Here is a 13,706-nt window from a genome sequence, read left to right as displayed (position 1 = left end):
TTTAACAGCTATTTCTAAACTAATAAATGTTATTTTAGCCTACTCTTTAAATGACATAAAATATATTAGAAGTATTAGAAAACTATATTTAATATCAGCTTAATCACATATCCACAGTCTAATTTCATAATCTTTCTGTAAAAGACCGTTTTTGTTAGGGTCTATATTTTCATGCACAAATTTAAATCAAAATATTGTTTTTTTTAAAAGTTATCCACAATTTTTTAAATCTTAATTTCACAATCGCCTAATTTATTATTTAATATTACTTCATAAAATTTTTTAGTTACCTTTTTTCTTTCATACTTTTTTTTAAATATATAATTTACATTATTACAAACCTCTTTATATAACTTCCTATCTTTTTGAATTTTAATAATATAATCCACTATTCCATCTACATCATTATTTGAAAATTGTTTTCCTAAAGTATATTTATTAACCATATTTCCAACTTCACTTTCTTTAGACATTATAGCTATTATAGGCTTGCCAACTGCCATATAAGTGTAGGTTTTAGATGGAACACCTAATCCCTCAATACCTTTTTGTAATGTAGAAATAAATATACTTGCACAATTTAAAAGATTATTATATTCTTCTCCAAAAACATAATCCCTTAATTCTATATTTTTCAAATTTTCTTTTAATTTTAATTCTTTTATATATTCTTTCCTATTACCATTGCCAATAAAAAGAAATTTAATATCTTTATTATTTTTCAATCTTTGTGCTACCTTTATTATGGTATCAATATCATGAACTTTACTTATATTGCCCGTATATACTATATTAAAACTATTTTCAATATTATATTTCTTATAAACTTCTTTACAAGCAATTTTCTCAAAATTTATTTTTGAATCTGCCCAATTGGTTATAATACTTATTTTTCCTTCACTTATTCCCTTACTTACAATAATATTTTTCATATCTTTTCCTAAAGCTATTATTCTTTCTGAATTTAAATATATTTTTCTATTCATATAATTCATCAAATTAGATATAATACTTCCTTTTTTTATAATTCCTAATTTTTCTGCTACATCAGGATATACATCATGTACCAAATAAACATATCTTTTTCCTCTTAATTTTTTTATTAAATAGCCTACATAAGATACTAGAGGTGGATTAGAAACAAAAAGTACTTTATCATAATTTTTTTTAAACAATAAATTTAAAAAAACTCCTAAAGTAAATATAATATAATTAATTAATCTACCAAACTTACTATCTCTATTTCTTGAAGTAGAAAATATACGTTTTATATTCATTCCTTTGTAATTCTCATATTTAGGTAATTGTTGCTGTTTTTCTCTATATGAATTTTTAGTAGTTAAAATATCTACTTCTAAACCATACTTAACTAAATCTTCTGCTAATTCTGTTAAAATTTTCTGCGTTGAAGTTTTATAAGGATAAAAAAATTCTGATACAATTACTAATTTCATTTTTCTATCTCCTTAGAATAATATTTTCTAAAAGTAGTAAAATCCTCTATTAATCCTTGTGTAACATCAATATTATATTTATTAGTAAAAGATAAAGTTTTAATTTGATTTGACAATTTTCTAGTAATACTTGTATTAACTAATTGAAGTAACTTAATTATAAAATTAGTTAAAAATTTATTAATTTTAAATAACCTTACTTTTTTATGTGAAGAATGTATTAAAATACTAATAATTTCGTTTAAAGAAATTATTTCTGTACCACATATAATAACTTTTCCTAAATATTTTTCATCTGTAGCTATTTTTAATGTCAATGAAATCAAATCTTTATAATATATAACAGTTTTTTTATTTTCTCCATCTCCAAATCTAATCATTAATCCTTTGTTTATCAATAAACGTAATTTTTCAAAATTCCCCAAATCTTCTCCACCATAAACAGTTACTGGTTCTATTATTGTAAGTGGTAACCCTTTTTCCTTAATTAAACGTAATCCTATCTTTTCAGCCATAAGTTTACTTTTTCCATAAGCAGTATTAGATCTTTTAGGAGAATCAACATTTATTTCCTCTTTTGATTGTTCATATACAGATACACTACTATAAAAAATAATTCTTTTTACTTTTTTTTCTAAACATAAATTAAATAACTGTTCTGTAGCATATGTATTTATTTTGTAAAACATCTCTTCATCATTTTCATTTTTAGGAATAAAATGTACTTTAGCAGCTAAATGATATACTAAATCTACATTATCTAAACTTTTAATTATAATTTTTTTATCACATATATCTCCTTCTATTATTTCTAAATTAGAACCAAAAAATTTTTTTAAGTTTTTTAATTTTTCATTTACCACTAAAACTAAAGCTTTTATTTTCTCACCTTGCTCTAATAACTGCTTTGTTAATTCACTTCCAAGCCATCCTCCAGCTCCTGTAATTAATATTCTCACTATTTATGACCTCCTCTTTAATAAGCAATTAATAACTTCTTTAATTTATTAATATTTTTTTTATTTTGTTCCCTCACTTATCCCTTCACTTTTTAAAACTTTAAATATAGTCATAAATATTATTTTTATATCTGTCCAAAACCCCATAATTTTCATATATTCCATATCAAATTCCACCTTTTTATTTAAAGGAATTTCATCTCTACCATTTATTTGTGCCCATCCTGTTAATCCTGGCATTAATTTATGTACACCAACTTTTGTTCTTAAATTTTTTAAATCATATTGATTATATAAAGCTGGTCTAGGCCCTACTAAACTCATATCTCCCTTTAATATATTTATCAGTTGAGGCAATTCATCTAAACTAGTTTTTCTCAATATCTTTCCTACTGGTGTTATAAAACTTTCTGACTTACCTAATAAATGAGTAGCTACATTAGGAGTATTTATTTTCATAGTTCTAAACTTTAAAATTTCAAATTCATTATTATCTTTTCCAATTCTCTTCTGTCTAAAAAATGCTGGTCCTTCCGAAGTTAATTTTATTATTAATGAAATAAAAATTATTAAAGGTGATAAAAACACTAGCAAAAGTAAACTTACTAAAAAATCAAATACCCGTTTCATAATATCCTCCTTAATGAATGTACTATTTGTTACAATAGCTTGTATTTAAAGTAATATTATCTATTTACTCTTATCTTTCTCTTTGTAGGCAATATTATTTGTGTAACTTATTGGATATGTAATTTCCAATTTACTTTTAATCTATAAATTGGAAAAACAGCATAGCTTTTTTCAAATTCTTTATGAAAAAAAAGCAGGTGTTAATCCCGCTTTCTTATGCTATTACTTTTTTCACTAATACTTTCCTTAGGTATTACTCCTATTACAGCAATATGAAAATGTTTTTCTATATCTTCACTTACTTTAAATGTATTATCTAAATATTCAATAAGGAAAGAAATCATTAATGCTATAATTAATCCTAAAATAAAAGATATAATTAAATTTCTACTAATTTTTGGACTTACTGGACTCTCTGGTATTTCTACACTTTGAATAATTTGTATGTTTCCATTTTTAATTAAATTATTAGATCTATAAATAAATTCATTAACTACTGAATTTAAAATTTCTACGGTTTGTTCTTTATTATTTCCTCTTAGTTTTACCTCTAAAATTTGAGTATCTAATCTAGGTGTAACTATTAAATTATTTAAAACTGTTTTTGTATTAATATTAATATTAGTTAAATTTATAGCATTTGATATTAAATCCTTAGTTTTAATAATCTCTGCATAAGTCTTAATTAAATTTTGATACATAGCTACATCACTATTATTATAGTTCTTTCCCTCAGCCTCTTCTTTGCCTATAAATAATTTAACACTAGATTCATACTGAGGTTTAATTAAAAAAGCTGTTACACTTACAAACAAGGTAGTTATTAATAAAGTTATTATTGTTATCAACTTCCATCTTTTTTTAACCATTTGTATTAAATCGCTAAATTCTATTGATTCTGACATCTTTTAATCCTCCTAGAATTTATATTAAAATTATTGTTTTTCTCCATAATAATAATTATATTTTTTATTACTTTCCTCTACAGCATTTAATACTATGCCTATAATATTAGCATTGGTTTTTTTTAGTTCTTTAATTGCATAATCAACCATATCTTTTTTTGTAGAACTTGCTTTAACAACTAATATAGTTCCATCTGTCATAGTAGATAGTATTTGAGAATCAGTAACTGCATTAATAGGTGGTGAATCTAATATTATATATTGATAGTTTATCTTTAAACTCTCTATTAATTTATGCATAGTTCTAGATCCTAACATTTCTGATGGATTAGGTGGTATTTTTCCAGAAGTTATTATATGTAATCCACTAGCATGTTTTATTACTCCCTCTTCAATAGTACTTTGTTCTAATAAAATATCTGATAATCCTTTTAAATTTGATATTCTAAATTTCTTATGTATACTAGGTTTTCTTAAATCACAATCAATTAAAATAACATCCTTTCCATCTTGTGCCATAGAAATAGCCAAATTACCTGAAGTTGTTGATTTACCTTCCCCTGGAATAGAACTTGTTATAACTAATGATTGTATTGTTTTATCAAAGGATGAATATTTTATATTAGTTCTCAATGCTCTATAAGCTTCTGCTGATATTGATTTTGGATTCTTATCTACTATAAACATTTAAAAGCTCTCCTTTTGGTCAATTTTTTTATTTAGGAATTATAGTAATAACAGAAATATTAAAAAACTTTTCAATGGTATATACATTTTTAAAAGTATAATCTAAATAATGAAATAAAACTTAAAACTAGCTCCAGTCCTAAGCTAATTATTATAGCTAATATAATATTTTTATTTAGATTACTACTTATCACATACTATCAATTACTTTCATTTATTTTTCATAAATTCCTCCGAAAATTACTAAAAAGTAAAATATTATCAAAAAAAGTTTTCCCTTGTTAATTTTTTTTTATGCAAATCATTTACATAAAAAAAAATACTTTATAAGATTAATCACTATCTTATAAAGTATAATAAATCATTAATTTTTTATATAAATATAAATCTATTTTTTAAAAATAAAAGAAAATAACCCTTTTTTCTTTTTTATTTTATTACCATGAAATAAAACTTCTTTATTTCTTAATAATTTTTCACCATTTTCTAATAACTTATTACTATAATTTTCATTTATTGAATCACAAATGGTTAAAGCTGACTTTAATCCTGCATGTCTTCTTTCATTACTATGAGCATCAGAGCCAATAAAACTATAAATATTATTTTTTAAAAATAATTCAGCTGTTTTTCTAACCTCTTTACCAAAAACACCACAAATACTTCCACTGTTTAATTGAAATAAATATCCTTCTTCAATAAATTTATTTATTTCTTCAGGGTTTCTTTTAAATTCATCATATCTTTCTGGATGTGCTATTATAGGAACTATTCCTTTAATTTGTAATTCATAAAGTTGCTCCATAGCACCCCTTGGAATTTTATGCATAGAAAATTCTATTAACATATATCTAGAATTTGCTAAAGTGCCTATTAATCCATTATCATAACTTTTTACTATTTCATTATGATAATAAATTTCTTGACCATAATGAATTTTTAAATTTATATTTTCAGCTCTTGCTAATTCATTTAATTTCTCCACTTTTTTTTTCACATCATCATAAGATGTTTCCCACATACCACCTATATAATGCGGAGTTGCTATTATAGACGTTGTCTTTTCTTCCTCAGCTCTTTTAAGCATTTCTAAAGTAATTTCAATATCTTTAGCTCCATCATCAATAGCTGGTATTATATGAGAATGAATATCTATCATTTAATTTGCACCCTCTTTTTAAATTTTACAACCTTATTCTTGTATAAATATGGTTTATTATCAATATACTATAAATCCATAATTTTTCATAGTACTTATAAATTAATAATCTTTTTTTATTTAATTATAAAAGCTATGAAATATTTATTATTATATTTCATAGCTTTTATAGTTTATTAATTATTTATAAAAATTATTCTTCTCATAAAACTAACTAAATACCCCACTACTAAGCATACTATAATTGAAATTATAGAATAAGCCCATGAAGTAATTGTTGAATTTCCATATTTTAAAAATAAAATTACAATTAAAGAACTTATAAACCCTGCATAAGCTCCTATGTTGCAAGCTTTCTTAGTAAAAGTACCTAAAACAAATATACCTGCTAATACGCCTAGAACTAGTCCCATAAAACTATTAAACCATTCATAAGCAGATTTAATTTCTCCATTAGCCATTATTATAGAAATAACTATAGCTAAAATACCTACTACTAAAGAAACAAGCTTTGCAATTTTAGTTTCCTTCTCTTCTAAAATATTTCCAAAAAGTATTTTTCTTATATCTAAAGTCCAACTAGTTGCTATAGAATTTAATCCTGTTGATAAAGTAGATTGTGCCGCTGCATATATAGCTGCTAATAATAAACCTGATACCCCAACCGGAAGTTGAAATGCTATATAAGATGCAAATATCTGATCTCTATGAGCAGTACTAACTAAATTAGGATTTTGATTGTAAAAAACATATAATGCTGTTCCAATAAAATAAAATATGGTAGTTACCACTATAGATAGTAACCCATTACCATAAGTCATCTTTTTTAATTTTTTCACATCTGTAGTTGTTGTAAATCTTTGAACAACATCTTGACTTGAAATATAAGAAGAAAATGTATTAAATCCAGCTCCCACTAATATTATAAATACACTACTACTTAATATATTCTTATCAAAAATAACTTCTTGTGATGATAAAAATTTTCCATTTGTAGTTAATTCATTTATAACAGTTTTAAATCCACCTTCAATAGAAAAAATTAATACAAATAAAACTCCTAAAACTCCTAAAATAAGAACTAAGCCTTGAATAAAATCAGTCCATAAAACAGCTTTAAGTCCTCCTGTATAAGAATAAACTATAGCTATAAGCCCCATAAGTACTATTAAAACATTTATATTTATACCAGTTAAATTTGCAAGAACCATAGAAGGTAAATACATTACTATGGACATTCTTCCCACCTGATATATTATAAACATAAATGCTCCTAATACTCTTAACCCTTTATCCTTATATCTAATTTCTAAATACTCATAAGCAGTATCTATTTTTAATTTACTATATAAAGGTAAAAAATACTTTACTGTTAATGGTATTGCTATAATCATACCAAGTTGAGCAAACCAAAGAATCCAAGTACCCTTATAAGAATTTCCTACTAAAGATAAAAAAGATATAGGACTTAATAAGGTAGCAAAAATAGATACTGACGTAACCCACCAAGGAATAGTTCCATCACCCTTAAAAAATTCCTTTCCCTTCATATCTTTTTTAGAAAATAATAATCCAATAACTAAAACTATTGATAGATATACTACTAAAACTCCTATATCAATCATCGTAAAACCAACCATTTAATTTTCTCCTTTGTTTATTTATTTTCAAATTAAAGTTCCTTGATATTTTGCATTTCTTCTAACATTAAAGTAGCAATTTTAACATCTAATAATTCATCTATATCAATTGAATATTGTTCATCCATTATATATGGTAATGTATTATCATTTAGGCTTGTTTCTGAATTTAAATTTTTATTTATCTTATTTATGTATATTACTCCATTAATTTTATAAAAATCTTTAAAATCCTGTCTTCTTTGAGTACTTGAACAATTTAATAAATTTTTCATTTCACCTTCTTCATCTATTGTTCTCATAAGTACAGGATGTTCCTTTACCTTACATATGCTAACTAAATTATCAGCATTTTCTTTTACTATTAACTCAATAGCCTCATCTATATGAAAGCTTTTTCTTAAAGGTTGAGTTGGCTGTAATAAAACTACATAGTCAAATTTTTCTCCTAAAGTTTCTACTTCCTCTATACAATGTAATAATACATCAATACTTTTAGCCTTATCATGAGATAAATAATCTGGTCTTAAAAAAGGAACTTCAGCGCCCCATTCTCTAGCTATCTTTGCAATATTTTCTCCATCTGTTGAAACTACTATTTTATCTATATACTTAGAATCTAAAGCACTTTCTATACTATAGGCAATTAAAGGTTTTCCACATAAGTCTATTATATTTTTATCCTTTATTCCCTTACTACCAGCTCTTGCTGGAATAACTGCTAAAATTCTTTTTCCTTTGTACATTTAAACACCCTCACTCTCTTTTGTTAAAACAACCTAATTAAATTTATTAATTTTTTATTTACTTCTTTCTAAAACTATATTAAATTCTTCATAATTTAAAGGAATATTTATTCCTATTTTCTCTAAAGTTTTTTCATATTCCTCACCAAAGCTAATATTAAATATTTTATTTAAAGAAATGTACTTGTTTTCACTAATCTTAGGTAAAGTAAAAAATACAGTACTTCCTCCCGTTCCTATAATAATATTATTTTTTGAATTAACTAAAATACTTTCTAAGGCTTCCTCACTAGGTAATATAAATTCCCTTCCTTTCACTAAATCATTTAAATAAAAGTTAGTTTCCCTTGGATGATATTTTAAATATATATTATATCCTTTTAAATATTTAAATGCTTCTTCAAAGTATTCTTTTACTTTAGGTGAATATAAATCAGCTAATATAACTATTGAATTGTTTATGTTAAATTTCTCAAAATTTTTTCTTAAAATAACTGTTTTTAAATCTTCTGATTTAATCTCCTTAGCTTCTTTTTTCTTTAATTCCTTACATATAAAATCAGGATATAGGAAATAAGAATAATCTATATAAGAGCCTCCTCCAAAGACATCAATTATTTCATATTTATCATGAAAATTAAAACTCTTTAACATTATATAGCTAGTAGATAAAAACTTAGACGCATTTATTTTCATATGCAGAAAAATATCTTTTTTTACCCAATATGCTGCACTTCCATCCTCTATATATGCCACTTTAGTATTTTCTCCTTTTAAGTTATGGATTAATATTTGAATTTTTTCAAAGCTATCATTAAAGCAAAAGATTTGACTCCAAGAAATATCTTTAAAAGATTTAATTAATTTTTTAATAGCAAATACAGTACCTAAAGCACATCCTCTAACATACACCATTTTTCCTATCTTAGTTTTTAGCTTATCTCTTGTATAGTTTAATTTATATGATCCTCTTAATATAATAATTTCATGAAAATAATCATTTAACCACTTATACTCATCCATATTAATATTAAAGTCCTTAAAAATAACCAAAACATTATTTTTTAAATTTTCCTGCTTAACTAAAGTAGCAGAAAGTAAAAGATGATAAGGAGTATGTGCTAGGAATAAATTATTTTTCATCATATGTATTTTCTCCATTCTTAAGATTTTCTTTAGTAAAATTTATTGTATTTTATGAATTGATTCTCAGTTATAAATTAGCATTTAATACAATATTTTAATGTTGATTTTTCATTTTAAAAACCTAATAATTTTCAATATATTATTAAAATTCTTAATTATTTAACATTTATATTATTAAGGCATTGTTTAAATATGTCAATGGCATTACCTTTCATTAATACCTATATATTCAATATGAAAAACTTTTCCATAAGTATCCATTAAATTTTTTCACATAAAACTAAAAGGACTTGGTAAAACCAAATCCTTTTATTATAGATTAAAAATTTTTAATTACTTTCTTTTTCTTACTTTAAATCCAACAGCTAAAGTAGCTCCTCCTATTAAGGCTAAAACTCCTGCACCCATTGGATTTCCCGTATTAGGTAAGTTTCCATTTGAATTATCTTCACCTGGTTTTTTATCCTCATCAGGATTTTCTTCCTCTCCTGGTTTATTATTATCACCACCAGGTTTATTTGTATCTCCCTCTGACCCACTATTAGATGAAGCTATAAATAAATCAGTTTTCTTAATTAAATCCTCATAAGCTTTTATCTTTTCATCCTCTGCAAACTCATCACTATTTATCATATCTTTAATTTTACATAAGCTTTCCTCTAAAGCAGTTCTTTCCTTATTCTTCTTATCTGGATTAGCTGCAAGTACCTTCTCAGCTGTAATTATAGCACCCTTAATTTTTTCCATTATTGAATCTATACCAACAAAAGTAGGCTTTATTTCAAATATTTCAGGTTTACCTGCATTATTTTCCCATAGAAGCTTTACAGATACAATATGTCTTGGATTCTCTAATAGGAACTCATTAAATGCCTTATCCAATACTCCAAGCTCTAAAATCTCTCCATCTATAGTTTGAGCTGTTACCTTAGCACCAGATAAATTATCACTACTTTGAGGTATAGTTATCTTTGAAGTTAACTTATTATCAAATATTCTATAAAGGAAGTAATCTCCAGATACTATATCCCTACTTGGTATATAAGCAGTATTTAAATTTTCATCTCTAGTATTTTCAGTTCTATCCACATAAGTTCCTGGTACTGAAGCTTCTGTCTTATACTCAGCTATAGTAGTATTTACAGTAAACTCTCTAACCCTTGACCAACGATCCTTATAACCTTTAGACAATACTCTTACATATCTAGCTTCTAAATCTAAGTCCTTTATTAAAGTATCAATTCCTTCTACTTCTCCAACATTTGTCCAATTTTCACCATCTACAGAATATTGAATATCTCCTTCAATATAATCTCCACCTGGCCCTTGAACTAAGTTTATATCTCTTACATGCTTAACCTTACCTAAATCTATTTGTACAAAATCTCCCTCTTTTATAGTATCAGAACAAACAAAAGAAGTACCATAATCATTATCCTTTATAAAATCAGGATGAATATTAGCATTTGTACTTACACGTCTATTAGTGCTTATTTCTGAAGAGGTATAAGTTTCAATTCCTATATTAATTGAATTTAAATCTAAAGTAGTATCTTTTAAAGCTTTAATTCTAAAATACTTACCTACCACTGGCTTTTCTGTAGAAAACTCTAATCCCTCTGAAACCTTTTTCCACTGTAAATTATCATAAGAACTTTCTATAACAAATTCTCCACCATGAGCTTTGGCATTATTATTACCTAATGCTTCTATAGATATTACATTTTTAACATCATTTAAAGATAAACCTATAGCTTGCCCTTCTTTTAATTCCACTTTACCTATATTACTTAAAGAAACAACTTCTTTTTCACTATCTGCTGACTTTTGTATTGTAGCCTTTGATAAGTCCACATCTCCTACAGTCTTTTCTAAAGTCTTATTAGTATTAACTTTAAAATCTCTTACATATAATCTATTCTCTGAATCCTTAGTAGCTCTATATCTTATATATCTAGCTTTTACATTTGTTTCTACTAATAATTCATTATTACCCTCATTTACTTTAAGCTCTGTCCAATTAGTTCCATCTACTGAATATTCTAATACTCCATCAGCAATTACATCAGTATCCATAGCAGTTCTTCCCATAAGTAAATACACATCTTTTATGTTTTCAACTGCCCCTAAATCAAAACCAACATACTCATCTTTCTTAACTAAATCTGCTGACCAAAAACCAGTATTTAACTTATCATCAAACATATAGTTTGGTACATGAGTTTCCTCTGAAATAAACCATTCACTATACTTATGGTCAGCTATATTACCAATGGAAGTATACTTATAAACCTTATCTTTTAACACAGTAGTCTTCTCATTAAAATAATCTGTTCCAACTTCATGAGCCTTTCTTATAAATGGATCTATCACATTATTAGCAATAATAGCATCCATAGAATCTAAATTTCTTACAGTTTTAATACCAGCAAACTTATCATTCCAAAAATTAACCATATCACCCTTTTTAATATTATCTAACATAGAAACAGTTAAAAGTCCTGATCTTCCATACTCTTCAAACTTAGTTAAATGAGAATCTATTTGACTTAATAACTTTTTATTTTCTAAACTTTCCCTTAAAACACTAGGAGTTTTAGTCATTTTATCAAATTCAGCTTTTAATGAATTTAACTCTAAAGAAACATCTTCTCCCTTATTCCACTTTTCCCATAACTTATCTATTAAAGCCTTAAACTCTGGTGAATCAGGTCTTCCTGTATCTAATCTAGTAGAATGATTAGCAAAATACTTAAGATCATCCTTAGCCTCACCTGCTATAACCTCTAAAGCACTATCCCAAGAACTCTCTGCATCATAATTCTTAGTATTCCAAGCATAATCTGCTCCTGTTATAGTAGATATTTTTGAAGACTCAGCAAACCTCATAGGATTTACAATAAAACCTGAAATCTCATCATCTAAATTAACATCTAAATCATATATAGGACCTAAAGCCATCTTATTTTCTTTATAATCATTAACAGGATAGTTCCACCAAAGCATCATTTTCTTACCATAAGCACCAGTAACTTTTTGAGCATCACCAATACTTACCCCATTTGGAGGAATAACATCATTTCCTGTCCACATTACTTCAATATCCTTATCTAAAGTTTCAGCAAAAGCTTTAGTATACTCCTTAACATTATCTCCATCAAACATAGAGCTTCCCCAATATTGAACAGGAACTGTTATTAAAGACTTAACATCACCCTTAGCCTTTACAAACTCTTCATTAAATCTATTTAAAACCTGTGCTTGCTGAGCACCATCATGATTCTCTATATCATCCCAAAGAATTGAGAATCTTCTAACCCCCATATCATATAAAGTTTCTGCTTTATTAAGTAAAGCCTTAAAATCAGCTTCTCCCTCTTCACCCTCAAATCTAATATCTAAACCTGGAGAAATAGCAAAAACAAAATCCACCTTATTTTTATTAGCAGTATTTATAAGTTCCTTCATTCTATCAAGTTCAGAAGCTGGGTATGGCTCTCTCCACTTCTCTCTATGATAAGGATCAGACTTAGGAGCATAAATGTAAGCATTCATTTTAAACTCACCATACATATTTAATTGGTCTAATCTCTCCTCTTGAGTCCAAGGCTCACCATAAAAACCCTCAACCACAGCTCTTAAAGATATACTTGGCTCATCCTTAACAACTACTTCATTAACAGAAACCTCATCATCGTCATCATCATCCTTACTTAAAATCTGCTTAAAGCTTTGAACCCCATAAAAAGTTCCACTTTCATCATTACCTCTAATAACAATGACATTTCCATCATCATCCTCTTCAGTAGCTAAAACATACCCTTCAGCCTTAGTTAAATCTTCAGTAGAAACCTCCATATCCTCTAAAGCCTCATTAAGTTCCTCTATATTATCATCCTTCTCACCAATATATATAGTGGTATCACCTTCTTCAAACTCACTATTTACCTCTATATCCAAGCTATGTAAAATACTCTTTAAAAGCTCCACAGCATCCTTATCTGCTTTATCTTCACCAACTATATTCACAGACTCACTAATGTCAAAAGAATCATCATCAACTTCCATGCTTTTAGGTAATGGAGTAATAGATATATCACTTCCCTCTGTTTCCTTTAAAAGACCATCTTTAACACTTTCAGTAGCTTGTACGCTAACACTAAGTAAGTTCATAGATAAAAAAGTAGCTAAACATAAACCTAATTTCTTCTCAAAATTCCTTCTTGCCATATAAAATCCCCCTTAAAATATAAGTTAGTGTAAAGTTTCTACACTACTTTTCTTTTTAAAATCTTTATATATCAAGGTTTCGAAAGTTTTTTTGCATAAAAAAACAACGACCCCCTAATTTCATGTTAAAATTGAATCTCAAAACCACAA

10 protein-coding genes are annotated in these 13,706 nt (G+C 26.1%); all 10 read right to left on the bottom strand.

All coding sequences use genetic code 11. The features are described 5' to 3' along the window. Nucleotides 1-224: 224 nt before the first annotated feature. Nucleotides 225-1,454 carry a glycosyltransferase family 4 protein gene (locus GBZ86_RS07025; protein WP_152889092.1) on the bottom strand — a complete coding sequence of 410 codons (1,230 nt, stop codon included), beginning with the start codon at nucleotides 1,452-1,454 and terminating at the stop codon, nucleotides 225-227. After that, the gene (locus GBZ86_RS07020; protein ID WP_152889090.1) at nucleotides 1,451-2,413 is read right to left on the bottom strand and encodes an NAD-dependent epimerase/dehydratase family protein; all 963 of its coding nucleotides are present in this window, start codon (nucleotides 2,411-2,413) and stop codon (nucleotides 1,451-1,453) included. The genes GBZ86_RS07025 and GBZ86_RS07020 overlap by 4 nt, the downstream gene beginning before the upstream one ends. A 60-nt stretch (nucleotides 2,414-2,473) precedes the next feature. Then, nucleotides 2,474-3,043: a sugar transferase gene (locus GBZ86_RS07015; RefSeq protein ID WP_152889088.1), complete on the bottom strand. Its 570-nt coding sequence runs from the start codon at nucleotides 3,041-3,043 to the stop codon at nucleotides 2,474-2,476. A 200-nt stretch (nucleotides 3,044-3,243) separates the two neighbouring features. Further along, nucleotides 3,244-3,948 carry a YveK family protein gene (locus GBZ86_RS07010; RefSeq protein ID WP_152889086.1) on the bottom strand — a complete coding sequence of 235 codons (705 nt, stop codon included), beginning with the start codon at nucleotides 3,946-3,948 and terminating at the stop codon, nucleotides 3,244-3,246. A gap of 30 nt (nucleotides 3,949-3,978) precedes the next feature. Next, nucleotides 3,979-4,635 (bottom strand): CpsD/CapB family tyrosine-protein kinase, encoded by a 657-nt coding sequence (locus GBZ86_RS07005; protein WP_152889084.1) that lies wholly within the window; start codon nucleotides 4,633-4,635, stop codon nucleotides 3,979-3,981. 388 nt (nucleotides 4,636-5,023) lie between these two features. Further along, nucleotides 5,024-5,794: a tyrosine-protein phosphatase gene (locus GBZ86_RS07000; protein ID WP_152889082.1), complete on the bottom strand. Its 771-nt coding sequence runs from the start codon at nucleotides 5,792-5,794 to the stop codon at nucleotides 5,024-5,026. A 176-nt stretch (nucleotides 5,795-5,970) separates the two neighbouring features. Then, nucleotides 5,971-7,434: a sodium:solute symporter family protein gene (locus GBZ86_RS06995; RefSeq protein ID WP_152889080.1), complete on the bottom strand. Its 1,464-nt coding sequence runs from the start codon at nucleotides 7,432-7,434 to the stop codon at nucleotides 5,971-5,973. A gap of 32 nt (nucleotides 7,435-7,466) precedes the next feature. Further along, nucleotides 7,467-8,180, bottom strand: coding sequence for an acylneuraminate cytidylyltransferase family protein (locus GBZ86_RS06990; RefSeq protein ID WP_152889078.1), 714 nt, complete (start codon nucleotides 8,178-8,180; stop codon nucleotides 7,467-7,469). Nucleotides 8,181-8,234: 54 nt separating this feature from the next. Then, the gene (locus tag GBZ86_RS06985; RefSeq protein WP_152889076.1) at nucleotides 8,235-9,326 is read right to left on the bottom strand and encodes a polysialyltransferase family glycosyltransferase; all 1,092 of its coding nucleotides are present in this window, start codon (nucleotides 9,324-9,326) and stop codon (nucleotides 8,235-8,237) included. A gap of 333 nt (nucleotides 9,327-9,659) precedes the next feature. After that, entirely contained in the window at nucleotides 9,660-13,556 is a 3,897-nt protein-coding gene (locus GBZ86_RS06980) for a glycoside hydrolase family 84 protein (RefSeq protein WP_152889074.1), read from the bottom strand. Nucleotides 13,557-13,706 lie beyond the last annotated feature (150 nt).

The organism is Clostridium tarantellae, from assembly GCF_009295725.1.
Taxonomy (GTDB): domain Bacteria; phylum Bacillota; class Clostridia; order Clostridiales; family Clostridiaceae; genus Sarcina; species Sarcina tarantellae.
Note: the sequence above shows the minus strand (reverse complement) of the source record. Positions and strands in the feature narration are given on the sequence as shown.

Excerpts from the sequence above, each read along its gene's own strand:
- GBZ86_RS07025 (WP_152889092.1), bottom strand. The coding sequence starts at position 1,454 with ATGAAATTAGTAATTGTATCAGAATTTTTTTATCCTTATAAAACTTCA.
- GBZ86_RS07015 (WP_152889088.1), bottom strand. The coding sequence starts at position 3,043 with ATGAAACGGGTATTTGATTTTTTAGTAAGTTTACTTTTGCTAGTGTTT.
- GBZ86_RS07010 (WP_152889086.1), bottom strand. The coding sequence starts at position 3,948 with ATGTCAGAATCAATAGAATTTAGCGATTTAATACAAATGGTTAAAAAA.
- GBZ86_RS07005 (WP_152889084.1), bottom strand. The coding sequence starts at position 4,635 with ATGTTTATAGTAGATAAGAATCCAAAATCAATATCAGCAGAAGCTTAT.
- GBZ86_RS07000 (WP_152889082.1), bottom strand. The coding sequence starts at position 5,794 with ATGATAGATATTCATTCTCATATAATACCAGCTATTGATGATGGAGCT.
- GBZ86_RS06995 (WP_152889080.1), bottom strand. The coding sequence starts at position 7,434 with ATGGTTGGTTTTACGATGATTGATATAGGAGTTTTAGTAGTATATCTA.
- GBZ86_RS06990 (WP_152889078.1), bottom strand. The coding sequence starts at position 8,180 with ATGTACAAAGGAAAAAGAATTTTAGCAGTTATTCCAGCAAGAGCTGGT.
- GBZ86_RS06985 (WP_152889076.1), bottom strand. The coding sequence starts at position 9,326 with ATGATGAAAAATAATTTATTCCTAGCACATACTCCTTATCATCTTTTA.
- GBZ86_RS06980 (WP_152889074.1), bottom strand. The coding sequence starts at position 13,556 with ATGGCAAGAAGGAATTTTGAGAAGAAATTAGGTTTATGTTTAGCTACT.